11 protein-coding genes, 20 pseudogenes and 2 riboswitches are annotated in these 24,365 nt (G+C 72.3%); of the genes and pseudogenes, 18 read left to right on the top strand and 13 right to left on the bottom strand.

Features of this window, described 5'->3' with window-relative positions; all coding sequences use genetic code 11:
* The 16 genes and pseudogenes from FF86_RS52565 to FF86_RS52510 all read left to right on the top strand — a co-directional run.
* Positions 1 to 1,013 (top strand): transglutaminase family protein (locus FF86_RS52565; protein WP_242419078.1); only part of this gene is annotated, 1,013 nt, incomplete at its 5' end.
* A 300-nt stretch (positions 1,014 to 1,313) separates the two neighbouring features.
* Entirely contained in the window at positions 1,314 to 1,496 is a 183-nt protein-coding gene (locus tag FF86_RS19400; protein ID WP_044887167.1) for a hypothetical protein, read from the top strand.
* A 109-nt stretch (positions 1,497 to 1,605) separates the two neighbouring features.
* A pseudogene (locus tag FF86_RS52560) lies at positions 1,606 to 1,993 on the top strand (PIG-L deacetylase family protein); the annotation flags it as partial.
* A gap of 1 nt (position 1,994) precedes the next feature.
* The coding region (locus FF86_RS52555) for a PIG-L deacetylase family protein (RefSeq protein ID WP_396229949.1) at positions 1,995 to 2,364 on the top strand (370 nt) is incomplete at its 5' end.
* Between the two features lie 187 nt (positions 2,365 to 2,551).
* Positions 2,552 to 2,648: riboswitch (glycine riboswitch) on the top strand.
* A riboswitch (glycine riboswitch) is annotated at positions 2,649 to 2,776 on the top strand.
* Between the two features lie 57 nt (positions 2,777 to 2,833).
* Positions 2,834 to 3,191 (top strand): annotated as a pseudogene (locus FF86_RS52550) (glycine dehydrogenase (aminomethyl-transferring)); the annotation flags it as partial.
* A gap of 1 nt (position 3,192) precedes the next feature.
* Positions 3,193 to 3,769, top strand: a pseudogene (locus FF86_RS52545) (glycine dehydrogenase (aminomethyl-transferring)); the annotation flags it as partial.
* Position 3,770: 1 nt separating this feature from the next.
* Positions 3,771 to 4,749 (top strand): annotated as a pseudogene (locus FF86_RS52540) (glycine dehydrogenase (aminomethyl-transferring)); the annotation flags it as partial.
* A gap of 1 nt (position 4,750) precedes the next feature.
* Positions 4,751 to 5,860: pseudogene (locus tag FF86_RS52535) on the top strand (glycine dehydrogenase (aminomethyl-transferring)); the annotation flags it as partial.
* Positions 5,861 to 6,542: 682 nt separating this feature from the next.
* Positions 6,543 to 6,839, top strand: a pseudogene (locus FF86_RS64225) (FkbM family methyltransferase); the annotation flags it as partial.
* Between the two features lies 1 nt (position 6,840).
* A partial coding sequence (locus FF86_RS52525) for an FkbM family methyltransferase (protein WP_242419077.1) occupies positions 6,841 to 7,214 on the top strand: 374 nt, incomplete at its 5' end.
* A gap of 1,682 nt (positions 7,215 to 8,896) precedes the next feature.
* Positions 8,897 to 10,350 (top strand): annotated as a pseudogene (locus FF86_RS52520) (diguanylate cyclase); the annotation flags it as partial.
* Position 10,351: 1 nt separating this feature from the next.
* Positions 10,352 to 10,405 (top strand): annotated as a pseudogene (locus FF86_RS67150) (hypothetical protein); the annotation flags it as partial.
* A gap of 1 nt (position 10,406) precedes the next feature.
* Positions 10,407 to 10,703: pseudogene (locus FF86_RS52515) on the top strand (HD-GYP domain-containing protein); the annotation flags it as partial.
* A 1-nt stretch (position 10,704) separates the two neighbouring features.
* Positions 10,705 to 10,945 (top strand): annotated as a pseudogene (locus FF86_RS67145) (hypothetical protein); the annotation flags it as partial.
* Positions 10,946 to 11,650: 705 nt separating this feature from the next.
* Positions 11,651 to 12,138, top strand: a pseudogene (locus FF86_RS64220) (glycosyltransferase family A protein); the annotation flags it as partial.
* Position 12,139: 1 nt separating this feature from the next.
* Positions 12,140 to 12,721, top strand: a pseudogene (locus FF86_RS52510) (hypothetical protein); the annotation flags it as partial.
* Positions 12,722 to 12,762: 41 nt separating this feature from the next.
* Here FF86_RS52510 and FF86_RS19370 read toward each other — a convergent pair.
* On the bottom strand, positions 12,763 to 13,560 hold the full coding sequence (locus FF86_RS19370; protein ID WP_052681347.1) for a TetR/AcrR family transcriptional regulator: 798 nt from the start codon (positions 13,558 to 13,560) through the stop codon (positions 12,763 to 12,765).
* 108 nt (positions 13,561 to 13,668) lie between these two features.
* Here FF86_RS19370 and FF86_RS62795 point away from each other — a divergent pair.
* Both FF86_RS62795 and FF86_RS19365 read left to right on the top strand, forming a co-directional pair.
* Positions 13,669 to 13,842 (top strand): annotated as a pseudogene (locus FF86_RS62795) (hypothetical protein); the annotation flags it as partial.
* 1 nt (position 13,843) lies between these two features.
* On the top strand, positions 13,844 to 16,101 hold a 2,258-nt coding region (locus FF86_RS19365), incomplete at its 5' end, for an MMPL family transporter (protein ID WP_242419076.1).
* Positions 16,102 to 16,180: 79 nt separating this feature from the next.
* Here the strand turns inward: FF86_RS19365 and FF86_RS52505 are convergent.
* From FF86_RS52505 to FF86_RS52455, 12 genes and pseudogenes are all read right to left on the bottom strand, one after another.
* Positions 16,181 to 16,360: pseudogene (locus FF86_RS52505) on the bottom strand (glutamine synthetase); the annotation flags it as partial.
* Between the two features lies 1 nt (position 16,361).
* Positions 16,362 to 16,573: pseudogene (locus tag FF86_RS52500) on the bottom strand (glutamine synthetase); the annotation flags it as partial.
* A 1-nt stretch (position 16,574) separates the two neighbouring features.
* A partial coding sequence (locus FF86_RS19360) for a glutamine synthetase (protein WP_242419090.1) occupies positions 16,575 to 17,569 on the bottom strand: 995 nt, incomplete at its 3' end.
* A 224-nt stretch (positions 17,570 to 17,793) separates the two neighbouring features.
* Positions 17,794 to 18,039 (bottom strand): annotated as a pseudogene (locus FF86_RS52495) (IucA/IucC family protein); the annotation flags it as partial.
* A gap of 1 nt (position 18,040) precedes the next feature.
* Positions 18,041 to 20,022 (bottom strand): IucA/IucC family siderophore biosynthesis protein (locus tag FF86_RS19355; RefSeq protein WP_242419075.1); only part of this gene is annotated, 1,982 nt, incomplete at its 3' end.
* Positions 20,019 to 21,408 (bottom strand): annotated as a pseudogene (locus FF86_RS19350) (lysine N(6)-hydroxylase/L-ornithine N(5)-oxygenase family protein); the annotation flags it as partial. The gene FF86_RS19355 and the pseudogene FF86_RS19350, both read right to left, overlap by 4 nt.
* A gap of 26 nt (positions 21,409 to 21,434) precedes the next feature.
* Positions 21,435 to 21,641, bottom strand: a 207-nt coding sequence (locus FF86_RS52485; RefSeq protein WP_242419074.1) for a SidA/IucD/PvdA family monooxygenase, incomplete at its 3' end; no start/stop codon positions are given.
* A pseudogene (locus tag FF86_RS52480) lies at positions 21,641 to 22,098 on the bottom strand (ferric iron reductase); the annotation flags it as partial. The pseudogene FF86_RS52480 and the gene FF86_RS52485, both read right to left, overlap by 1 nt.
* Position 22,099: 1 nt before the next feature.
* Positions 22,100 to 22,508: pseudogene (locus tag FF86_RS62790) on the bottom strand (IucA/IucC family C-terminal-domain containing protein); the annotation flags it as partial.
* Position 22,509: 1 nt separating this feature from the next.
* Positions 22,510 to 22,723: IucA/IucC family protein (locus tag FF86_RS52465; protein ID WP_242419089.1), on the bottom strand; the 214-nt coding region annotated here is incomplete at its 3' end.
* 13 nt (positions 22,724 to 22,736) lie between these two features.
* Positions 22,737 to 23,473: IucA/IucC family protein (locus FF86_RS62785; protein WP_304438161.1), on the bottom strand; the 737-nt coding region annotated here is incomplete at its 3' end.
* A gap of 175 nt (positions 23,474 to 23,648) precedes the next feature.
* Positions 23,649 to 24,364 (bottom strand): annotated as a pseudogene (locus FF86_RS52455) (pyridoxal phosphate-dependent decarboxylase family protein); the annotation flags it as partial.
* Between the last annotated feature and the right edge of the window lies 1 nt (position 24,365).

The raw sequence follows: 24,365 nt of genomic DNA, 5'->3' as shown, positions 1-24,365 counted from the left end.
CCTCCGAACAGTTCGCCACGACGTTCGTCCTCGCGGCGAGGCTGCTGGGCCTGCCCGCCCGCCTCGTCGTGGGATTCACGGCTGCCGACCCACCCGGCGTAACCCGCACGATCCGGGGTGCCGATGCCCTGGCCTGGGCGGAGGTCAACTTCGACGGCGCCGGTTGGCTGCCGTTCTTCCCCACTCCCCGAGCGGGGGACGAACGCGGTGCGACGGTGGCCGGGTCCACTCAGGGCGAGTCCTCCGCACAGACCTCACTCGTGGAAGCGGTGCTGCGTACCACCATCTCCGTGCCGCCCGGTCGGGCGGAGGCCACCCTGCCGGGAGAGGCCCCACCTCGTTCCGCCGACCGGCGATCGCCATCCCCCGGCTGGGCGGACCTCGTCATCCCCTCGGCGACGGCCGTCGGCGTCACCGCCGTGCTTGGCTGTCTCCTCCTTGGCTGGCTGCTGCCGATCGCGCGGCGTCGGCGGGTGCGGCGCGCCGCGAAGGGCAGCAGGGCGCGGATCGTCGTCGCCTGGCAGCGGGCCATCGAGATGTTCGCCGACTCCGACCGGGCGATGCCGCGGGCGGCCAGCCCGAGCGAGGTGGTGGCCCTCGCGGCGGACCTGGTCGACGACGCCGGACTCACCGCCCTGCGTGGGTTGGCCGACCTCGCCACGCTCGCTCTGTTCGACGACGGCACCATCGGTCGCTGGGAGGAGGGACCCGGCCGGCGCGCCGCGGATGAGGCGTGGCGCCTGCTTGACGGCCTCGAGCAGGCGGTCCGTCGCGCCGTCCCCCGCCATCGCCGACTCGGCAGGCGGATCTCGCCGCGCACGGTCCGCACCGAGCTGCGCAGGCTGCGCCGGACGGCGCCGGCGCCCCAGCGTGCCGCCCACCGCCCGCCGGGGCCAGGCGGACCCGATGCCTCCGTCCCCGCGGCCGAGCGCCGCCGCCGGACCCCTGCATCGGGTTCCGGTCCGACTTCGCCGTGGCCCGAGCGGGCCACGGCCGGCAGGGATCACAGGTAGCCCACGGCAGGTCGGCATCCCCGGAACGGGTCCGTTCTGTCGCTATCTGGACGGTCCGCACCGAATGCGCCGGCATCCGGTCCGCGGCGCGTGGGCCGGTCCACAGCGGTTCCGGCCTGTCGCGGGCGGGTAGTCCCAGACCGGGCGGCTTGTGGGAGTGGGCCGTGCGGGGACCGGGCCCGGCCGGGCGCCGTGCGCAGCCGCGTGCGGGGCGGCCCATCATCCGGGCGGGTGTGCGGCCGCGACCATGGGCCCCGATCGGGCCATGCCGATCGCGGCCGGAGACAGGAGGAGGCAGCCATGGCTCAGGCGATGAAAGGACGCACGAGGCCCGCCGGCGCGGGCACCTCCAACGACGAGATGGCCAGGCAGGTCGCGAGCCAGACCTCGTCGGACCGGATGGCCGAGGAGATCTTCCGCCGGGAGAAGGACGGCGCGCTGACGGACACCGAAGCAGCCAAGAGCGAGGCGCTGCAGCACTGAGGCGCCGGGGGCCGGCCCTGCGTCGCCACCAGGCCCGGGACGAGCGTCACGGCCGGTCCCGGGCCGGATGTCCGTGCGGAGCGTCGGCGGTTCGGCGTATGGATGAGCGATGCACGAAGACACCCCCGAGGCGGGCCGCCCCTTCACCGACGACGGCACCCCCGAACCGGTCTGGCGGGCCTGGCAGCCGGGATGGTCGGAACTGGACCTCACCCCCGCACCGCCGGCAGTGGTCGTCGTGGCCCCCCATCCGGACGATGAGGTTCTCGGCGTCGGCGGGCTGCTCGTCCGCCTGCACGGACTCGGAGCCGCGATCACCGTCGTCGCGGTCACCGATGGTGATGCATCTCATCCCGGGTCGCCGACGCTGGCCCCGGCCGAACTGGCCCGACGACGGATCGCCGAGCAGCATGCCGCGCTGACCGCGCTGGGGCTGGCGCAGGTGCCGGTGCACCGGATCGGGCTGGGGGACGGGCGGGTCGCCGGGCATGAGGCGGNCCTTGCTGACCAGGTGGAACCGCTGCTCACCCCCGGCTGCTGGGTGCTGACCACGTACACCGGAGACCGCCATCCGGACCATGAGGCCACGGGGCGCGCGGCGATGCTGGCGGCGGAACGGGCCGGCGCGCGGCTGTTGGAATACCCCGTCTGGACCTGGCACTGGGCGGTTCCGGATGACCCCAGGGTGCCGTGGGCGAGGGCTCGGACGGTGCCCCTGCCCATCCCGGTGCAGGAGGCCAAGCGGCGTGCGGTCGACTGCTACACCACCCAGATCGCCCCACTGTCCGACGACCCGGCGGATTCGACGGTCCTCGGGGCGCAGGTGCTGGCCAGGCTGCTGCGCCCCTACGAAACGCTCTTCGTCTAGTCCATCGTCGGAGCACGTCGCCCGGAGCACGTCGCCCGGAGCACGTCGCACGGAGCACGTCGCCCGGAGCGTGTCGTCGAGGGTGTGTTGTCGAGGGCCTGTCGTCGAGCGCAGGCCCCGACCATCGTTGGCCAGGGATCGCGATCGCGGTTAGTCTGCGGGGCAACGAACTGCATACCGCTGCCGCTCACACCCGTGCGGGAGAGTCCCGGCTGCCACCTGCCGGGACGCCGAAGGAGCAAGCTCTCCCCATAAACTCTCAGGCCCCCAACCGCCGGGTCAGGCAACTCTGGAAAGTGGACATCCCGGTGTCCCGCCGACGGTGAAAGCCGCGGCCGCCGTCCGCGGGTCCTCGGCTCGGACCCATGGCGGCGGCGGCCGGTGAAGCTCTCAGGCCAATGACAGAGGGGGAGGCCCGCCGCGGCGTCGGCTTCGTTGTCGTCGTCGCCCGACCTCCGGAGCGCTCATCATGTATGACGGCACCGATCACGAGGACGCCTCCGCAGCGGCCGCCACCAGCAACGCCACTGGTCCGGCAGCCGTGGCTTATCCGCAGTTCGCCGACCGCCACATCGGCCCGGACGCCGGGGCCCAGCGCTCCATGCTCGCCGCGCTCGGGGTGGAATCGCTGCGGGCGCTGACCGACGTCGCGGTCCCGGCCGTCATCCAGGACCGCAGCCTCGAGCTGCCCGCGGCGCTCGACGAGACGGCGGTCCTGGCGGCGCTGCGCGCGCTCGGACGCAACAACCGTCCGGTGCCGTCGATGATCGGTCTGGGCTTCCATCCCGCGGTGCTGCCCGGCGTCATCCAGCGCAACGTTCTCGAGANCCCCGCCTGGTACACCGCCTACACGCCGTACCAGCCGGAGATCTCCCAGGGCCGGCTGGAGGCGCTGCTGAACTTCCAGACGGTGATCACCGATCTGACGGGTCTGGCGGTGGCCGGAGCGTCCCTGCTCGACGAGCCGACCGCCGCGGCCGAGGCGATGCAGATCGCGCTGCGCACGGCGAAGGGGTCCCGCGCGACGTTCCTCATCGACGCGGACACGCTCCCCCAGACGATCGCGGTCGTGGCGACCCGAGCGGAGGCGCTGGGTGTGACCGTCCACGTCGCCGACCTGTCCCGTGGCCTGGCGGCGGGCGGCCCCGCCGCCCCGGACGCCGGGGTGCCCGCGGAGGTGCTGGACTCGACGTTCGGGCTGCTGCTGTCCTACCCGGGGCCGGGCGGGGCGCTGCGCGACCCGCGGTCGGTGATCGCCGAGGCACGTGAGCGGGGGATCGTCGTCACGGTCGCGGCAGACCCGCTGGCACTGACGCTGCTGCGCTCGCCCGGCGAGCTCGGCGCCGACATCGCCGTCGGCAGCACCCAGCGTTTCGGGCTGCCGCTGTCGTTCGGCGGGCCGCACNCCGGCTACCTGGCGGTCCGCAAGGGTCTGGAGCGGTCCCTGCCCGGACGGCTGGTCGGGGTGTCGGTCGACGCGGACGGCGCGCCCGCCTACCGGCTCACCCTGCAGACCCGTGAGCAGCACATTCGACGGGAGAAGGCGACGAGCAACATCTGCACCGCCCAGGTGCTGCCCGCCGTGCTCGCCTCGATGTACGCCGTCTATCACGGCCCGCAGGGACTGGCCGGGATCGCCCTGCGCATCCACGGACTCGCGGTCCGGCTCGCCGAGGGGCTGCGGGCCGGCGGGGTACCCACCGGCGCCGATGCCTTCTTCGACACCGTCGTCGCGGCGGTACCGGGCCGGGCCGCCGAGGTGGTGGCCAAGGCGCTGGCACACGGCGTCAACGTGCGGCTCGTCGACGGCGACCACGTCGGGGTCTCCTGCAACGAGACGACCGTGGAGGCGGATCTGCGCGCCGTCTGGGCGGCATTCGGGGTGCCCGCGGCGGCATCGGCCGAGGTGATGGTCCCGGCGGTCCCGGCGGCCCCGATCGCCCCGTCGGCGTTGCCCCGTGAGCTGGTGCGTACCGACTCCTACCTCGAGCACCCGGTCTTCCACGAGCACCGCTCCGAGACGGCGATGCTGCGTTACCTGCGCCGGCTGTCCGATCTCGATCTGGCCCTCGACCGGGGCATGATCCCGCTGGGGTCCTGCACGATGAAGCTGAACGCGACCACCGAGATGGCCGCAGTCACCTGGCCGGAGTTCGCCGACATCCACCCGTTCGCGCCCCTCGACCAGGCCGGCGGATACCTGACGATGATTCGCGATCTGGAGGACTGGCTGGCCCGGATCACCGGCTACGCGGGCGTTTCGGTGCAGCCGAATGCTGGCAGCCAGGGTGAGCTCGCCGGCCTGCTCGCGATTCGCGCCTATCACCGCGACAACGCGGTGCCCGGGGCGCCGGTCCGCGACGTCTGTCTCATTCCCTCCTCCGCNCACGGGACGAATGCGGCGAGCGCCGCCATGGCCGGAATGCGTGTCGTCGTGGTCGCCTGCGACGACGACGGGAATGTCGATCTTGACGATCTGGCGCTCCGGGCGCGGGCGAACGCCGATGTTCTTGCCGCGCTGATGGTGACCTATCCGTCGACGCACGGCGTCTATGAGGAGGGCATCGGACAGGCGTGCGCGATCGTCCACGAGGCCGGTGGCCTGGTCTATGTCGACGGGGCGAATCTCAACGCGCTCGTCGGGCTCGCGAAGCCCGGCCAGTTCGGCGCCGACGTCAGCCATCTCAACCTGCACAAGACGTTCTGCATCCCGCACGGCGGCGGCGGGCCGGGGGTCGGCCCGGTCGCGGTCGGCGAGAAGCTGCTGCCCTACCTGCCGAACCACCCGCTGCGGGCCGAGGCCGGGCCGGCGAGCGGGGTCGGACCCATCTCGGGGTCGCCGTGGGGCTCCGCCGGAATTCTGATGATTCCCTGGGCGTACATCCGGATGATGGGGGCGGACGGTCTGCGCCAGGCCACCTCGGTCGCCGTACTGAACGCCAACTACATCGCCCACCGGCTCCGTCCGCACTTTCCGGTGCTCTATGCCGGGCGGGACGGACTGGTCGCGCACGAATGCATTCTCGACCTGCGGCCGCTGACGAAGCGGACCGGTGTCACGGTGGACGATGTGGCCAAGCGGCTCATCGACTACGGTTTCCACGCGCCGACCATGTCCTTCCCCGTGGCCGGCACCCTGATGGTCGAACCGACCGAGAGTGAGGATCTGGCCGAGATCGACCGTTTCTGCGATGCCATGATTGCGATTCGCGCGGAGGCGGACAAGGTCGGTGACGGAACCTGGCCGCGCACGGACAATCCGCTGCGCAACGCCCCGCACACCGCCCAGATGGTCACCGCCGACGAATGGCCGCATCCTTATGCGCGGTCCGTTGCGGCCTATCCGGTAGCCGCACTGCGGGCCGCGAAGTACTGGCCGCCGGTGCGGCGAATCGACGGCGCGTACGGCGATCGCAACCTGGTCTGCACCTGCCCGCCGGTCGAGTCCTTCGCCGCGCGGTCCGAGGACGGCCCCGTTCTCGTCGCCGCCGGCTGACGGCGGCCCCGGACCGGAGAGGGCGTGTTCCTCCCCGCGCGGGGTCCCACGTCGGGGTGCGGGGCCGCGGTCGTGGGGTTTCGGGGCCGTGTCAGCATCGTGACATGGCCGCGGCCCCGGCCGTCCCGGCGTGGTGACCGTCAGGTCGGCTGGCTGGTGTCGTCGGGTCACGGTGCGGCGGAATGCCCGTGGACCCGCTGCGGGCGGGTGCGGCGACCTCGTTCGACGCCAGCGGCCGAACGTCGCGGGAGGGCCACTCCTCGCAGGGGCGGAACCCCACGGGTGATAGCCATGTTTCTTTCCGTGAGAACGTGTGCGGACTTCGCCTGCTCCAACGCAATGCGTGGTCCCGGTGGCCGTCGGATCGTGGTGCGTGGGGAGAGGGTCAGTCACTCTTCCCGAGTGTGAGGGTTTGGTTGGGCAAGTCTTCCGCTGCGGTAGTATTCTGCCGACGGCGCCGCTCGCGATGGCGGCAAGGTGGTACCACCGCTATTGACCGTTGATCGTGCCCCCCTAATAGTGGGTGGCCAGCTGCTGTGGTGGAACGCGGGGTTCAGTCACTCCGGCAGATCACCGATGGGGCAACGGGAGGTTGTGGCGGATGGATCCTCGGGNGGAAAAGCAGCTTGCTCAGGTCCGCCGGAAGGCGGTCGATTTGGGCCTCGGTCCGGCGTTGAAGCTGGTGCGTGACACCGTCGTGCCGACGGCCAGGCGCAATCGCAATGACGATCGTCACCTGGCGCTGCTGCTGTCGTTCGTGTTGCGGGAGAACTCCAACTGCATCGACGTGGGCGCGCACCGGGGAGACGTGCTCCGGACGATTCTGCAGCACGCCCCGCGGGGACGGCACATCGCCTACGAGCCGCTGCCGCACATGGCGGCCTCCCTGACGACCGACTTCCCGACGGTCCAGGTGCGCCAGGCGGCGCTGTCGGACAAGCCGGGAGTGCTGCCGTTCACCTACGTCCGCAGCCGGCCCNCCTACAGTGGGCTGCGCGACCGGGTGCCGGACACCGAGGACGTCGAACAGATCGAGGTGGCGGTCGAGGTTCTCGACGAGGCGCTGCCCACGGACTACCTGCCGACCCTCATCAAGGTCGACGTCGAGGGCGCCGAGTACGGGGTGTTTCGCGGTGCCCGGAAACTGATCGCCGCCAGCCGGCCGCATCTGGTGTTCGAGTTCGGCGCCGGTGCCCGCGACTACGGCACGACGGCGGATGAGATGTACGAGCTCGTCGACAGCGATCTGGGGCTGCGGATCTTCGATCTCGACGGCGACGGTCCGTATACCCTGCCCAAGTTCCGGGACACCTTCGAGACCGGTCGCCACTTCAACTTCGTCGCGCATCCCTGACGGTCGCCTGCGAACCACCGCGCAGCGTCGATGCCCGGCCGGCCGGCGAGGATGAGGCCGCTCGGGCGGGGTCGGTCTGTCATCCGCCGGCCCTCGTCGGCGTGTGGCGGATGACCGCGGCGGCCGGCCCGCGAGACACCCCGGACGGAGCCATCCGGGTACGCCGTGAGCCCCTCCGCGGACCATTGGTCCGCATACGTGGTTACGCACCCGGCGAGTGGAAGCGGAGAACAAGAATCGGACAAGAGTCCATACGAGGACTCAAACGAGCGAGTACGAAGAGCGACGGTTCGGTACGGTTTCGGAAGGTCGCGGCGATCGACACACCGGAACCGTCTGGGCGGGACCGGTGTCGCCGCTGCTGCCGGATCCGGTAATGGATCGCCGGGAGGCATCGGGCGTACGCGGCCGGTATGCGCACCACCCGTCCGGTCAACTGAGAGGCTGCTCATGGCCCGCTCCCCCCGGGGTGGCTGTTCGCCGCCAGCCGGTCCTGCATCGTCCACGAGCCCCAGGTCGTCGGTGGACCAACCGACGATGGGTCTGCCGCGGGCCGTTTCCCGAGGCCACCACGTCCCCACGCCCGCCGGGCGCCCCAGGTCCGGGCTTGGGGTCGCGTCGGCGTCACCGCCTTCGCCGCCACCGTCCCGAACGGATCCTGCGTCCCGAACCGAGGGGTGATGCCGGCCCCGCCGTGGCGCGCCCGGCCGGGCCGTGGCTGGCTAGCCTGTCCAGGTGTCGGCCTGGCCGCGGTCATCGCCTTCGTCCTGCCGCCCGCGGTGGGTGTCGGACTCGGCTTCCGGATGGCGTTGTACCTGCTGGTGAGCCTGTCGGCCGCCGGTGCCCTGCTCGCCGGACCGCATCGCCTCGCCGTCGTTCCGCGGCGTGGCTGGGTGCTCCTCGCGGGCGGTCAGGTTCTCTACGCGGCTACTGGTGCGGCCCTCTTCATCTACCCTCGCATGTCCTCGGTCACAACCGGCGCGGCGGCGGACCTCGTTCTGTTCCTCCGTTATCCGCTGCTGGTCGCCGGCCTNCTGGCACTGCTGCGGGCGCGTTGTCCCGGGCGGAGTGCGGCCGGCCTGTTGGACACCGCNATGGTCCTCGCCGCGGCCTGGCTGCTGTCCTGGGTGTATCTGGTGGCACCGGCGGTGCGGGCCGGGGGTGCGTCGGCGGCCGGGATCGTCCCGGTGGTGTGCGCGGCGGCGAGTCTGGTGGTGGTCGGTGTGACCGTCCGGCTCGCGGTGGGGGACGGCGAGCACCCGGCCACGTTGCTCCTGCTGGCGGGTGGGGTGCTCGTGAGCGTGGCCGCGGACGCCGTCGATGTGTTCACCCGCCTCGGCGACGCCGCCGCGGGAGGCCTGGGGATGGGTGGTTCGGGCGGTACAGCCGTCGACGGGCGGGACGCCGCCCGGATGGTAAGCGCTCTTCTGTTCACCGCCGCCGCGCTCCATCCCTCGCTGGCCCGATCGGGGCCGTCGGTGGCGCCGTCGGTGGCGCCGTCGGTGGCGCCGTCGGCGGTGCCGAGCCGCGGCGGGTGGCGGTTGGCCACCTTGGGCGGTCTCGGGCTGGTCGGGCCGGTGGTGCTCGGCGTGCAGGCTGGTCGCGGCGATCTCCGGGACGTCGGCATGATCGCGGTGGTGAGCGCCGGAATCGTGCTTCTGATCATCGTCCGGATGGCCNGGCTGGAGGCCGATCAGCGACACCTCGCGATCACGGATGGCCTGACCGGGCTACGGACCCGTCGGTATCTGGAGGCCGAGCTGCGGGTCGCCGCCCGGCGGGCTCGTCGGGTCGGGTCGGGGATGGGCCTTCTCCTCGTCGACGTCGACCACTTCAAGTCCGTGAATGACCGGTTCGGCCATCCGACCGGCGACCAGGTGCTCGCCGAGGTGGCCCGGCGATTGCTCGACGTGACCCGTCCGGGGGATGTCGTGGCCCGCTACGGGGGGGAGGAGTTCGCGCTGCTTGCGCTGGACGTCCGGGGCGACACGCTGGCGGACATCGCCGAGCGGCTGCGGCTCGGCGTGGGTCGGGAGCCCGTGCAGGTGACGCTGCCCGTGCCGGCCCCCGCTGCTTCCACCGACTGGTCAGCCGCTTCCGCAGAGTGGTCAGACTCTTCCGCAGGGTGGTCGGGCGCTTCCGCCGACTGGTCGCCCTTCCCCGCCGGCGCGGGGGCTGCGGCGGCCCCGGCGGCCGACGTCATCCGGACCGCGGGAAGCATCGCGATGACAACTCGCAGCGACGGCCGACCGGACACGGCGGGTCAGCTCAGGACCGCCACGGGTACCGGATCGTCGTCGCTGTCCGTGCCGGTAACGGTCTCGGTCGGCGGCGCTGTCCTGCCCGACCACGCGGGCGACGTCTACGCGCTGGTCGCGGTCGCGGACCGGGCCCTGTACGCCGCCAAGGAGGCGGGCCGGGACCGGGTCGCGATCGGTCCGGAGGGGGCGCAGCGCCCAGGGCGCGTTCCGGCCGCGGCGCCGACGCCCTCCGGACGGGCCTCCCCCCACCCGCGGCCGCCCCGAGTCCCGAGCGCCGGTCGACCGGCGCTCGACTCCACAGCATCCCGACGCTCACCGATGGACTGGCCGGCCGGCGACCAGCCCGTGGCCGACGGAGGTGCGGCGGATCCGCTCGGCATCCGGCCGCCCACGTTCCCGCGGCCTGCCGTCGATCCGTTCGGGTCCGGGCCCTCCCCGATCGTGGCGTCTGCCCTCGATCCGCTCCGAACGGGTCTGCGGATCGACGATTCCGCGTCGTCGCTGCGGTGGACGGACCGTCCTCACCCGGCCGAGCCAGTCGAGAACGATCCGGAGGGCGCCCTCCGGCCGGGCGCGTCATCCGGCGCGTCGGCGTCCGGCTGGGACGGGCCCTGGGGCGGTGACGACGGCGAAGCGGCCCGATCGCGCCAGGCGACCACCGCCAACCCGGACGGCACGCCGGCCGTGCTCGCCGAGCCCGCGGCGGTGGCCGCAGCCGCCGCGGCGGTGGCCACCGCGGTGGCCGCGGTACTGGTCGCGGAGCCGCGCGAGCTGCCCAGACGCCTGCCCGACAGCGTCGAGTGCCTGCGCCGGATCGCCGAGCAGGTTGACGCCTGGCATGCGCCGCGTGCGGACGGCCGGGCGGTGGGGCACTGNCTCGCCGAGGTGCTCACCGTGCTCGGCCATGCCGCCGTGGCACGCCACCGGGCCNGGCTGGCCGGGCGGCTGCACAACGTCGGAAAGATCCTCCTGCCACCGCACGTCCTGGCCCGTCCGGGCCCCCTGGACGCCGAGGAGTGGCGGCTGATCCGGATGCACCCGGTGATGGGCGCGAATCTGCTCGCCCAGGTGCCGGATCTGCGGGTCGAGTCGGAGATCATCGCCCAGCAGCGGGAGTGGTTCGGTGGGGGTGGTTATCCCAGCGGGATCGCCGGGTCCCGGATCCGGATGGAGGCACGGGCCCTCGCGGTCTGCACCGCCTGGGCGGCGATGCGCGGCGGACGCGGGGNGCGGGCTCCCCTGAGCGGACCCGCCGCCCGCGAGCAGCTTCGGGCCGGGCGCGCCACCCAGTTCGACCCGACGGTCGTCGACGTCTTCCTCGCTCTGGAGGCCGACGGGCGGGTCGGGCTGCCCCATCCGGGCGACCGGCTTACGACCACCCCGGCCGCGTGGGCGTCCACACGGCCGGCGCTGGGGCTCGCCCGATCGCGCGCCGGCGTCCCGGCCGTGATGCTGACCGAGGGAGACTGACGACGTATGAGCGAGTCCGCCCCTTGGCGAGCCCGTCTCTGTGGGTGAGCCCGTCTCTGTGGGTGAGGTGAGCCGGCCTCTGTGGGTGAGCCGGCCTCTGTGGTCCCCAGCGACCGCCGCGGCTTCCTGTTCCTCGCCGCACGGGCCGGGTAGCCCTCTCGGCCTACCGGATCGGTGAGTCGGTGAGTCGGCGTATCCGTTGGGTCGATGCCGGCCTGGCATCGGCTGGCCCGGCAGCGGGTAGTTCTCTCCCGATCGGTCCCGGAGTAACCGCTCCGGGCGCTTGGCCAGACACCCACCGTAGCCACGTGGGACGGTAGTGCGGTTCCGGTGCGGCGCGGCGTGTTCGTGGCCGGTCCCGAAAGTGGTGGTTGATACCCGCGGGGAAAGAGGGGGAGTGACGGACCGGGCCACAACCCCGATACTTTGACGCTCCAGCACCTGGCATGTGTCGGATCGGTTNTGCTCCGCCAGACCGCGAAGAGGACGCGGCGAACCCGAGTGCGGGGAGGTGCCGGAAACGACCGGGGCGGTCGAGGCGTTGCGAACGGAGGTACGCAATCATGCGGTCAGTGGCACGAGGGGGATTCACCGCCCGGTCCGCCTGATACCCACCTCGCAACGCCCGTTGCAGATCCCCATAGGACGTCGCCACCGGTACGGGGGTTGTCCGTACCCAAGAAAGGTCACGAGAGAGGGGCGTCCGTGCGAACGCTCGAACCCACCAGCCTCGACCTCGACACAATCGAGGTGGACAAGCTTGCCAAGGGCATCACCCTGAGCCTGTTGATCCCGGCCCGTGGCCCGGAGGCGGCCCGGACTCTCGGCGAGATCATCGCGCAGAACCGGCAGCGGTGGATGCAGGAGCGCAGTGTGCTGGACGAGATCGGCGTCGTCGTCGATCCGTCCTCGGACGGCGACGAGCACGACCTCGTGCGCATCGCGACGGACGCGGGCGCGAGCTGGGTCGTCCGCGGGCAGTCCGTCCTGCAACGCCATGCCGGCCGGGAGGCCACGACGACCGGTGGGAAGGCCGGCGCCATGCGCAGCCTCGCCTACCTTGCGTTCGGTAATCGTCTCATCTTCCACGACGCCGATCTGGAAAGCTACGATCCGTACACGGTTGGGGTGCTCGCCGCTGCGACGACCGCCGGCAACGCTCCACTTTTCGTGAACGGAAGTTCGCGTAGGGTNACGGGTGACGGTCAGCCCGGCGGGCGCACCACGGAGATGCTGCGATCGTTGTTGTCGAAACAGCTCGCCCGGTATGTGCCGTCCATCACGCGGACTATCCAGCCCCTGATCGGGGAGTTCGTCATCGACGCGGATGTCTTCGCGGCGCTGGCCTTCTCGCGCGGGTATGGCGTGGAGACCTCGCTGAAGGTTCTGGCGCTCGACCTGCTCGACTACTCGGACAGCCTGCAGGTCGAGCTGCCGATCAAGTATCAGGTCGGCCAGCATTACCACAGCCTCGTGAAACAGTTCCATGAGATTAGTTTCACAATCGATGTCCTGGAAGCGTACTTCCAACGGCGCCGTGTCGATCCGCACGTCGCCATCTGGCAGATCGCCGACAACTACGACCTGCTTTTTCCGGGACGCACCTACGCTCTGCACCGGCCGCCGGGCTACGACGAGACGGATTTCGTCCCGCGTATGGGCTTCTACCAGCCGCTGGCCACGGCACCGGCGTATCAGGCCCGACTTCCGGAGATCAAGAGTGCCCGCCGGGTCGCACTGGACGCGCTGGAGCGCCGGATGCGTACTTCGGCCTGACCGATCTGCCCCGACCGGGCCGGGTGGCCCGGTCGGGTGCTCTACCGGCCGCCCATGCGGGCTGGTCCAGACCCGACCGTCCGGTCCGGTCGGGTCGGGTCATCCGCGCCGGGCGGGCTCGCCGGGACGATCGCCCGGCAGGCCTGGGTGAACACGTCGATCATCTGTCGGTCGAACAGGTCGGCAGGATCTTCGAGGGCCGGGGGGAGGTGGCCGAAGGACTCCAGCGACAGGAAGCCGTGCAACTGGGTCCAGGCCGCCAGGCAGACCGCCATGCCACCGGGGTCGATCGCCACGCCGTGGTCGCCAGCCCAGGCGCGCAGCCTGACCTGCATCGTCGGGGTGAGCCCGGCTTCGACATGGCCGGTGTCGACCAGTCCGGCCTCGATCGCCTCCGTCATGCAGCGGAACAGCACGGTCACCGACCGCTGCAGCTCGGCGGCCACCCGGGTGCCGACGAACCCGCCTTCCGGTACCCGCGTACCGAAGATCAACGTGTACTCGACGGCGTGGTCCAGCGCCCAGTGGCGGTGCGCCCGGGCGACGTCCAGCCACCGACCGAGATGATCGTGCGGATCGCCCGCCGTGAACGCTGCCTCGAGGGCGTCGGCCAGCGAGGCGAAGCCGTCGGCCGTCAGCTCCGCCAGCAGGACCTCGCGGCTGTCCACGTAGCGGTACAGGGCCGAGGGGGCCATGCCCATCGCCCGCGCTACCCCCCGAAGGGACAGGGCGGCGGGACCGAGCTCCGCCAACTGGGCATGCGCCGTCTGCTTGATCTCGTCGAGGGTGGCCCGCCGTAGCCGCTCCCGGCGGGGGACTGGACTACTCACAGCGGCCATGGTCGATCTCGGGGTGAACGCTGTCAACTTTGCGTCAGTTCGGCCTTGACGAGAACACCCGGCGCGAACACTGTTCTCTCCAGGGTTGCCCCATCTGTGGAGGAAGCCGTGTTCTCGTCCCTTGTGGCGCTGGTGACGCGCCGCCCTCGCCTGGTGCTGGTCCTCACGGTCGTCGTCCTGCTCGGCGGCGGCGTCCTCGCGAGCACCGCCTTCGGCAAGCTGCAGACCGGGGGCTTCGACGACCCGGCTTCGGAGTCCACCCGGGCAGCCGATGTGATGGACNCCCGCTTTCACGGCCATCCGAACGTGCTCCTTCTCGTCACCGCCCGGCGAGGGGATGTCGACGACGCGACGGTCGCCGCCGCGGGCCGGTCCGTGGCGGCCGATCTCGTCGCCCAGCCCGGCGCCCGCGACGTCGTGTCCTACTGGACCGGCGGCGGGCCGGCGCTGCGCTCCCGGGACGGCCGATCGGCCCTGGTCGTGGCCAGTGTGCGGAACGATGACCAGGCCTCGGACATCGTCGATCGCTACGAGTCGAGTCGAGAATGGTCGGACACGGTGACCGTGCTGCCGGGTGGTGCGGCGACGGTGGGCGAGGACATCGGCAACCAGGTCTCCAGCGACCTCGCCGTGGCCGAGTCGATCGCCATCCCCATCACCCTGGTGCTCCTGGTGATGGCGTTTGCCGGCGTCGTCGCCGCGCTGCTGCCGCTGGGCATCGGCCTGCTCGGCATCGTCGGCGGTTTCGCGACGCTGTCCGTGATCGGCGGGCTCACCGACGTGTCGATCTTTGCCGTGAACCTCGCGACGGCGATGGGCCTCGGCCTCGGCATCGACTACTCCCTGCTGATGGTCAGCCGGTTCCGCGAGGAACTGGCGGCCGGGCGTGACCGTGCGGACGCGGTGGCGGTGACCGTTCACTCCGCCGGTCGGACCATCCTGTTCAGCGGTGCCACGGTGATCGTGGCGTTGGCCGTGATGCTGCTGTTCCCGCCGTTCTTCCTGAAGTCCATGGCCTATGCGGGGATCGCGGTGACGCTGGTGGCGGTGGTCGCGGCGATCGTGTCGCTGCCGGCCCTGCTGATGGTGCTCGGCGAGCGGGTGAACTCCTGGCGGGTGGGTGGCCTGATCGGACTGGTCCGCCGACGCCGGACGAGTCGGTCCGGGCCGGTGGAAGTCTCCGGCGCGGATGGGGGGAACGGGGGGGACGCGATCGCGATTCGGCAGACGGGCGAATCCCCGTTCTGGCGGCGGGTGGCGGCGACGGTGATGCGCCGCCCGGTGCTCACCGGGCTGCCGGTGGTCGCGGTGCTGCTCGTACTCGGGGCGCCGTTCCTGCACGTCAACTTCGGGACGCCGGACGACCGGGTGCTTCAGCCCGGCTCCGCGTCGAGCCGGGTGGTCGGGGACGCGCTGCGCGAGGACTTCGCGGCCGACCTCGGCGGTGCGATGGAAGTCGTCGTGCAGGCCGAGGGGACGCGATCGGTCGACCGGCCGGCGCTGGCCGCATACACGGCGACGCTGTCGCGGCTGCCCGACGTGGCCCGCGTGGACGGTGCGCTGGGAACCTACGTGCAGGGCCGCCGTGTCCTACCCGCCGAGCCGACCAGTAGCCGCTTCGCCGTCGCCGGTGCGGACTCGCTGCAGGTGGTGACCTCGGTGGACTACGCGTCGGGTCGCGCGCAGGCACTCGTCCGGGCCGCCCGGGCCGTGCCGGCGCCCGCCGGGACCAGCGCCCTGATCGGCGGGGCGCCCGCCGTGCTGGTAGACGGCAAGAACACGGTCGCCGACCGGCTCCCCCTCGCGCTCGGCCTGATCGCGTTGGCCACCTTCGTCCTGATGTTCCTGTTCACCGGCAGCGTGCTGCTACCGGTGAAGGCGATCGTGCTCAACGGCCTCGCCATGTGCGCGGTGTTCGGCGCATCCGTATGGATCTTCAGTGACGGGCACCTCGAGGGACTGCTCGACTTCACCCCCGGCCCGCTGGACACGTCCATGCCAGTGCTGCTGTTCTGCATCGCCTTCGGGTTGTCGATGGACTACGAGGTCTTCCTGCTGTCGCGGATCAGGGAGGCGCACGATGCCGGTGCCTCCAACGCCGAGGCCGTCGCCGCCGGGCTCGCCCGGGTGGGCCGGATCGTGACCACCGCGGCGGCGCTGCTCGCCGTCACCTTCGTCGCCTTCGCGACCTCGTCGGTCCGCTTCATGCAGATGTTCGGCGTCGGCACGGCGTTGGCCATCGTGCTGGACGCGACGCTCATCCGGGGGGTGCTCGTCCCGGCGTTCATGCGGGTTGCGGGCAACGCGAACTGGTGGGCGCCGCGCCCCCTGCGGATCCTGCATGACCGGTTCGGACTCCGCGAGTACCGCGCGCCCGCACCCCCGGCCCGGCCGGGCTCCCCGCTCGTCCCGCGCGCAGGGCACGGATCGGCGGCTGTGGGCCTGGCACCGGCGCAGCGGTCCGCGGCCCAGGGCGGGGCGTCGCCGCGCGGCGACGCCGGACAGGGCCCGGCTGGGCGGCCGGGGCCGTCGGCGGGCTGACCGGATCGAGGCCGTCCCCGAGAAGGGGGCTGTGGGGCCCCGTGCGTGGGCGGCGGCGGGCCGCCGGCGCCGGCTCGGCTCAGAAGCGCTCGAAGCCGCGTCGACGTTCCCAGTCGGTGACCGTGCTCTCGTACGCGGCCAGCTCGACCTCAGCCGCATGCGCCAGATGGGCGACCACCCGGTCACCGAAGGCGGCGCGGGCCACCGCGCTTGACCGCCACCGCTCGACGGCGTCGCGCAGCGTCGCGGGCAGCGGCGTNAGTCCCGGCATGGTGAACGCGTTGCCGATCCGGCCGGGCTCGAGCGCCAGCCCGTGCTCCATCCCGAACCGGCCGGCGGCGATCATGCCGGCCACGGCGAGGTAGGGGTTGGCGTCCCCGCCGGGCACGCGGTGCTCGATGCGCAGCCCCGTCCCGCTGCCGACGACGCGTACGGCGCACGTCCGGTTGTCGCGCCCCCAGCTCACCCCGGTNGGCGCGAACGTGCCGGGGGCGAGCCGCTTGTAGGAGTTGACGTTGGGCGCGAACAGCAACGTGAAGTCGGCCATGCAGGCCAGCTGGCCGGCGACGAACGAGCACATCAGCGGCGACATCCCTGCGGTGTCGGATCGGCCGGCACCGGCCGCGGCCGCGAACACCGGCTCGTCCCCGTCCACCCCCCGCAGGGAGAGGTGGACGTGACAGGAGTTTCCCTCGCCCTCGTCGTACTTCGCCATGAAGGTCAACGCCTGCGCCGACGCGGCGGCGATCTTCTTGGCGGTCGTCTTGTAGAGGGCGTGGTTGTCGCACGCCTGGAGCGCCTCGGCGTAGCGGAACACGATTTCGTACTGGCCCGGATGGACCTCGCCCCGAGCCGACTCGACCGCGATCCCGGCGTCGGCCATGGCCCGCCGGATGCGGCGGGTCAGATCGTCGAGTTCCTCGGTGCCGAACAGTGCGTAGTCGATGTTGTAGCGGCTGGCCGGAGTAAGCCTCGACCAGGAACGCCGCGCCGCCCGTTTGTAGGACTCGCGGAAGACCAGGAACTCCAGCTCGGTCCCGACGAGGGCGGTGAGTCCGGCGGCGGCGAGCGCGTCGAGCTGGCGGCGCAGCACCGCTCGGGGGGCGACGTCCACGGGGGACCCGTCGGGCCAGGTCGCGTCCGCCAGGACCACCGCGCAGGACGGGCGCCACGGTGCCCGGCGCAGGCTGGTCAGATCGGGTCGGAGTCGAAGATCGCCGAAGCCGTCATACCAGGGAGTGCGCGGATAGCCGCCGTCGGTCTGCATGTCCACGTCGACGGCGTGCAGGTAGGTGCACGCCCCCATCCCGTCGGCGAGCACCTCGCCGGTGAAGTGGTCGGGGGACACGGCGCTGCCGACCAGCCGGCCCTGCAGGTCGACGGTGGCGACGACCACCTCCTCGACGGCGTGGTCGCCGGTCAGCAGCCGGTGCAGAGCCTCGACGCCCGCCGCCTGCGGATCGGTCAGGGCCTGCGGATCTGCCAGCGCCTGGAGATCTGCCAGGGCCTGGGGGTCGGCGTCCGCCGATCGCGGGCCGGCACCGTCGCTGGTACTGGTCCGATCGGGTGGCGATGCCGGGGCGGCGGGCTGCGGCGGTGCGGGGGCGGGCGGGTGGCCGGCCGGTTCGGCCGGGCTCGGCCGCTCGGCGGGCCCCGCCGAGCGGGCGGGTGGTATCGGCGCTGGCAGCGACGTCACTGGTCCTCCGTTCGTGCCATCGAAACCTCGGCCTGGGACGCCGGCCCGTGGGAGGTCACCGCCGCCACCGGGTTGGCCACCTTCCCGTGCATCAGGTCGAACCCGCCGTCCCGGTCCGCCCGGTCGTGGAACCCGGCGCCGGCGAGCTGCTCGCGGTTGAGGCAGACCCGGTCGAACCGCGGCGTGAGCAGATCGATCTCGCGGAAGCGTTCCCCCAGCTGGGGGAACCGCGCGTGATAGCCNTCGACCGCCGCCCGGACCAGCCGCCAGAACTCGCCCTCCTCGACCTGCAGATGATCCGCCGCGAGCACGGAGAAGTAACGGAAGTGGCCGGCGAACACGGCGGAGAGCACCGAGTGGGCCAGCAACGGCCCGGGCCAGCGGCGGCAGTGCGCGGCCGCCTGCGTGGGCATGCCCGCGCGTTCGGGAAAGTCGCCGTCCACCAGCTCGATGTCGGCGCCGAAGTCCTTCACCGCGATCCGTCGGGGTAGCTGCTCGGCGTCGAAGATGCAGATGATGTTCTCGCCATGCGGGGTGAAGGCGACCCCGTACCGGTACAGGTAGTGCAGCAGTGGCGGCAGCAACGCGGTGAAGAGGGCGCCAAGCCAGTCGCGGGCCGACTGGCCCGATCGGGCCACCAGTTCGGCAGCCAGGGACCGTCCGTCCGACCCGATCGTGAGCAGCGACGCGAGGCTGCGAGCCTGCTCCCCGTCGACGAGATGCCGCTCCACCGGATCGCGCCAGATCACGCCGAGCAACTCGTGCAGCCGGTAGGGCGCGCCGGGGATGGCATCGTAGGCCCGGTGGCCGACGGCGGCGCCGGCCACCTCGGACAGCGGCAGCACCCCCGTCACCTCCCGCAGGAACGGATCGGCGTCGCGCAGGTCGAGCAGCCAGCGCGACACTGCCGGCCCGGCGGCGGCGTCCGCCGCGGACATGCCACGCCAGACCAGGGTGTTGCGGATCATCAGGGCAAGCTTGACGTTGCGCCGCTCCGGCCGGTCGATGTTGGCCAGCGTGCGGACGGCCTGCAGCGGGAGGTACCGGTCCGGTCCCTCGCCCAACGGGACCAGCAGACCCGTGGCGAGCTCGGCGGCGAACAGCGGGACGATCACGTTCTCCCACTGCCATGGGTGCACCGGCAGCCAGACGTAGTCCTCGGCCGCCGCTCCGACGGCCAACAGGCCCGGCTCGCTGGACGGGTCGGGCTCGCTGGACGGGTCGGGCTCGCTGGATGGGGCGCGGCAGCTGGATGGGCCGAGGTCGGTGAGCGGGCCGAGGTCGGTGGACGAAGGGGGTGCCGTGGGCGTTGGGAGGTGGCTGGCCTGGGCGGCGGCGTCCCGCGGTGGTGCAGTGGCCACCAGGGCACGGGCGAGGACGTCGGCGAAGCGGACGCGGGTTTCGGTGTCTAGCTCCGCGCGGACCAGAGCTGCATTGCCCGACTGGTCCGCGGCGGCCCCGTCCGGTAGGCCGGGACCGGTCGAGGCGATGTCCCAGTACCGCCCGATCGCGGGATGCGCTGCCACCCAGCGCAGGCGGAAGGGCGACCGGGCCTCCGGGGTGTATCGGCTGGCGGCCGCGCCGAAGCCGAGGCGTCCCTTGTTGGCGACGAGGCAGGGATGGCCCGACTGATGTCCTTCCAACGCGACGAAGGGCAGGCGGGCGAGGAGGGCCGCGGGCGACGCCGTGGCCAGAAGGTGCTGATCGGCCGACTGGGTGGCGAGCAGGTCGCGCACCACGTCGGCGAGGACCGGATCGGGCCATCCGAGTAGGGACTGCGCATCCCGCAGGAACCGCACCGGGTCGTCGGCGGCAGCCTCGTCGATCCGCCCTTGGCCACGCGGGTCGACCGGCCGGCGGTCGTCCGGTCCGCTCGGGGGAGACAGGATGGTCCCCTGCCCGTCGACCGGCGGGGCGGTGCGGGTGAGGCTCGCGGGATCGATCCACCAGGATCCGAACGTGCCCCGCCGGGCGCGAAATCGGTAGACGGCGCCGGCTGTCACCAGCCGGTGGGCCAGCGCGGGTCCCCGGCCGATCGGGGGATGCTCCGCGAGGTCCGTGTCACCGGTGTAGTCCTCGATCTGCGGACTGAGCAGATCCTCGTAGGCGAGTTCCGCGATGAGCTTGGTCAGCAGTATGCGACCGGCCTGCCGCCAGCGGTCGGCTGACCCGCCCGGCCTCGCAACCGGCGGCGGGGATCCTGCGGCAGGTGGGCGGAGGGTCACCGGTCGGCCTCCCCGAGCATCACGGGATGCCGCCGTACCCCCCGATCGGAGGCTGCATCCCGCGCGCCGTCGGGTTCCCGACGCCCCCCACCATCCGCCGCCGGGGAGGCGGCGGCGCTGCCGGGCCCGACATGGCCCGTCGGCGCTGTTGTCGCCGTGGCCCGCGGTGCGTGGTGGGACCCGCCCGTCCGGGGAGGGGCACCGAAGGTCGTGAACGCCGAAGGCGGCGGCAGTCGGTATGCGTGTCCTCCGGTCAGGTCATCGAGGATGACCGCGGCCCGCCAGGCACCCAGGCCGAGATCGGGGGCACCGACCCCGTGGGTGTGCAGCTCGGCGTTCTGGACGTAGAGATGTCCGGTCACGCTGGGGTCGGTGGCGATCCGGTAACGGGCGTCGATCTGGAACCGACCTCCGTCGTCGAGAGCCAGCAGCCCGACCATCGGATCGAGCAGGGCCGGGCGCCGAGCGGCGTATCCCGTGGCCAGCACCACCGCGTCCGTGGTCAGCGCAAAGGCCCGGTTCTGATCATCGTGGCGGCAGTCGAGCACTGTCTCTCCCCGCTCGCCGTCCAGCGACGCCGACTGCACCGACACCCCCGGCAGCAGCGTGACCGCCTCGTCGCCACCGTCGATCGTCCGTTCGTAGAGCAGGTCGTAGATCTCTGCGATGGTGTCCGCGTCGATCCCCTTGTAGAGCTGCCACTGCGCCGGGACGAGCGCGTCCTTGCGGCCCTGCTCCAGGCCGTGGAAGTAGCGCACGTAGTCGGGGGTGAACTGTTCGAGGCCCAGCTTCGAGTACTCCATCGGCGCGAAGGCTGGGGTGCGGGTGATCCAGGTCAGGTGCTGCGCCGCCGTCTGCTGGTTGCGCAGCAGGTCGGCGAACACCTCGGCGCCGGACTGGCCCGATCCGACCACGGCGACGTGGGATAGTCCGGCCAGGGACGTGCGCCGCTCGCGGTAGTACGCCGAGTGAAACACCCGGTCACCCGCGACTCCCGCGAAGGCGGGTGGCATGGTCGGTTCGGTGCCGATTCCGAGCACCACATGCCTCGCGGTCACCACCCGGGTGGACCAGGTGCCAGCCCGGTCGGAGGGCTCTGCGTGCGCCGTCGCAGCAGGCGGGGCCGTCTGCCTGACCACGAGGCGAAACAACCCGGCGTCGGGATGCCAGCGGACCGCCTCCACCCGGGCGCCGAAATGGGTGGATTGCAGGCCCTCGGCGACCCACCGGCAGTAGGCGTCGTACTCGCGGCGGGGGATGTGGAAGCGTTCGTAGAGGTAGAAGCGAAAGAGCCGGTCGTGCGCCTGCAGGTAGGACAGGAACGACCATGGGCTGGTCGGATCGATGAGGGTGACCAGGTCGGCGAGGAACGGCACCTGCAGGGTCNTGCCCTCCAGCAGCAGGCCGGGGTNCCAGGTGAATGCCGGCGCCTGCTCGAAGAAGGCGGCCCGCAGACCGGGGAGGCCGTCGGCCAGTGCGGCCAGTGACAGGTTGAACGGCCCCAGCCCGACCCCTACAACGTCGTAGTCCGGTGCCTCCGGATGGGGGAGGCCGGATGCCGGCACCGTGACCGGGGTCCGCGGCGGCTCGTCGCGGGGTTCGGGCGGGATGCGGGACATCACGGGGCGGCCTCCAACAGCGGGTTCGGAATCTGTACGTAGACCGACTGGGTGGCCACCGGTCCGATCAGCTCGTCGCGGCCGTCCACACAGGTGCGCAGGTTGCCCTTGCTGGGCAGGGTGGCGGCCGTCAGGAGGGTGTCGAGTAGCCGGCGGCGGACGGCGGGTGGCCCGGCCGGGCTGTGGTCCGATCGGGTGTCTGAGGCCATCCGGGACAGCAGATTGCGTGCTCGCCCGAGCAGGCGGTGTTCGTCGGCGACATCGGCCGCGCCCAGGGCCCCTGCCACGGCGAAGACGTTGTTCACGAACAGGTAGTAGATGATGCGTTCCGCCACCAGTTCGTCGTCGAAGATCGCGTCGAGGCCCATGGCGAAGCCGGGTAGCAGGCGTTCCATGGCTGCGGCGGCCGAGGCGGCCACGTAGTAGCCCTGGCTGTCGCGGTACCACCCGGCCACCGNCCAGCCGTCGGTGTCCAGGCTGATCAGGGTGTTCTGCAGATGCGCCTCAACGCCCACACCAAACCACAGGTACAGGTCGAGCACGGGCGCTGCGAGCACGCTCAGGTAGCGCCCGAACCAGGTCTCGGCGAGCTCCTGGGGGGATTCTCCCCGGCGGTCGGCCAGCCGGATGAGCAGGCGGGGGAGCATCGCCGCCCGGGACCGACCGCGGCTGTCCGCCGCCCGATCGGGCCGGGGCGCGATCAGCGCCGCCAGGCTCATCGCCCGATCGGTCGGGCCGAAGGGGTTCGTGCGGATGGCGGTCTCCAGCCCCACCACGCCGTTGCTGCCGTCCGAGGACTCGCCGAACGTCCCGGCCGACCGGGGGATGCCCAGCCGCTCGGATCTCCCGGATGGTGGGGACCGGTCCNCATGGGTGACCGCCACCCAGTCGGGCTCCCCGATGAGGTGGAAGTCCGGATGTCGGGCGGTGAGAGCGGCACCGAGGCCCGCGTCGACCAGCCTGGTGATCATCTCTGCCAGTCGAAGCTCCCCGAGATGCAGGACCCGGCGAGAGTTGGTGATCCGCAGGCCCAGGGAGAGCTTGAGCATGACCCGGCGGTCCGGCCGCCAGACCGTGCGCAGGGACGACGTCGGNTACCACAGCGGGCCCGACTCGCCGAGGTCCACGAGGCGGCCGTCGGCGAGCAGCCGGGCAAGGGGGCTGTCCGCGCGTTCGGTGAGTTCACGGGCCTGCCACGGATGGGCCGGCACCGGAACGTAGCCGGGTGGAAGGCACCTGTCCGGCAGACCGCCCAGGTCGGCGCCGGTCGGTGCCGACGGGCCTGCTCCGATCGGGCGGCACCCCGCCGCCTCGCTGTGGGCGGCACCGCCGCCGTACAGCTCGGTCAGCAGGCGCGTGACCGGATGGCGGCCCGCCGGCGATGTCGCCGTGGGGCTGCGCTCGGCCGCTGGGGCGACCGACGTCGACACCACCGAGGGATGAGCGGCGAACCAGTGCAGCGCGAAGGAGCCGGCCCGCTCGGGGGAGTAGGCGGCCATCGCCCGGTCGGAGGCCCCCTGCCGGCTCATCGCGGCCGGGTGGAAGGGATGGCCCGTGAGCGACGCCTGCTCGGCGGCGAGGAACGGGGGGACGGCACTCGGGTGCCCCTGTGTCCGACGGGCGTCGAGATGGGCGGCGATCCGGCAGGCCGAATCGAGGATCCGGTCCAGCGCCTCGGCCCCGTGGGCGGCGGGCAGCCCCTGTTCCGCGGTGATCTCCCGGACGAGGAGCGCGGCGAGCAGGCCGGCGTCGACGGCCGACGGCGCGCCCGCCGGGGAGACTAGCTCGGGCTGGGCGAACCGGTGCCACCCGGACGGCGAGCGGTGGGTCATCGTCGCCCGGACGGACAGGCCCGACGCCGGCAGCTTGACGTCGATCGCGCGGGCGCCGGCGGCCGGCAGCGCGCCGGTCTCCCGAAGCCAGCAGCGCAGGAGAGTCTCGGTGACGAGATCATCAGCGATGGCCGCAGCCGTGGGCTGGTCTCCGGTCACGAGGCGCTCCCGATGNCACCGCCGTCCGCGCCGGCGAGTTCGTCGCCGATCGCGGCGATCAGGCGGAGCAGCGCGTCCACGTCGGCTTCGGTGGCGTCGGGATTCAGCAGGGTGAGCTTCAGGTGCACGGCCCGATCGGGTCCCGCTCGGGTCCGGCCGACCACCGCGCGCCCGTCGAGCAGCAGCGTGCGACGGATGTCCGCGTTGAGCCGGTTCAGTCGATCGGTGGTGCAGTCCGCCGCCGAGCCGGTGGCGCCGGCCTGCGGCCGGTAGCGGAAGACGACCGTGCTCAGCGTGACCGGAAAGGCGGCCTCGAGGCGGGGATCGGCGAGGACGGTCCGTTCCGCGTGCCGGGCGAGATCGTGGCAGGCGTCGACCAGGGCGCCCAGCCCGTCGCGGCCGAGCGCGCGCAACGTCACCGCGATCGGGAAGGAGTCCGCGCGGCGGGTGGTCCGCAGGGACCGGTCCAGGAGGCTGGGAAAGCCGGCGGCCTCGTCGTCCTCGGAGCGGAGGTAGTCCGCATGCGCGGCGCGCAGGCTGGGCCACTCGTCCGGACGGGGCGTCAGGAAGACGCCGGCCGGAGCCGGCTGCCAGCCCAGCTTGTGCAGGTCCAGGGACACCGAGTCGGCGAGCGCGAGCCCGTCCAGGTGGCCGGCCAGCCGGTCGGAGAACAGCGCGCCGCCGCCGTATGCCGCGTCCACGTGCAACCAGCCGGACGAGGTGAGATGGCCCN

It is taken from the genome of Frankia sp. CpI1-P (assembly GCF_001421075.1).
Taxonomy (GTDB): domain Bacteria; phylum Actinomycetota; class Actinomycetes; order Frankiales; family Frankiaceae; genus Frankia; species Frankia torreyi.
Note: the sequence above shows the minus strand (reverse complement) of the source record. Positions and strands in the feature narration are given on the sequence as shown.

Coding starts and splice junctions, on each gene's coding strand:
- FF86_RS19400 (WP_044887167.1), top strand. CDS start 1,314: ATGGCTCAGGCGATGAAAGGACGCACGAGGCCCGCCGGCGCGGGCACC.
- FF86_RS19370 (WP_052681347.1), bottom strand. CDS start 13,560: ATGGCCGCTGTGAGTAGTCCAGTCCCCCGCCGGGAGCGGCTACGGCGG.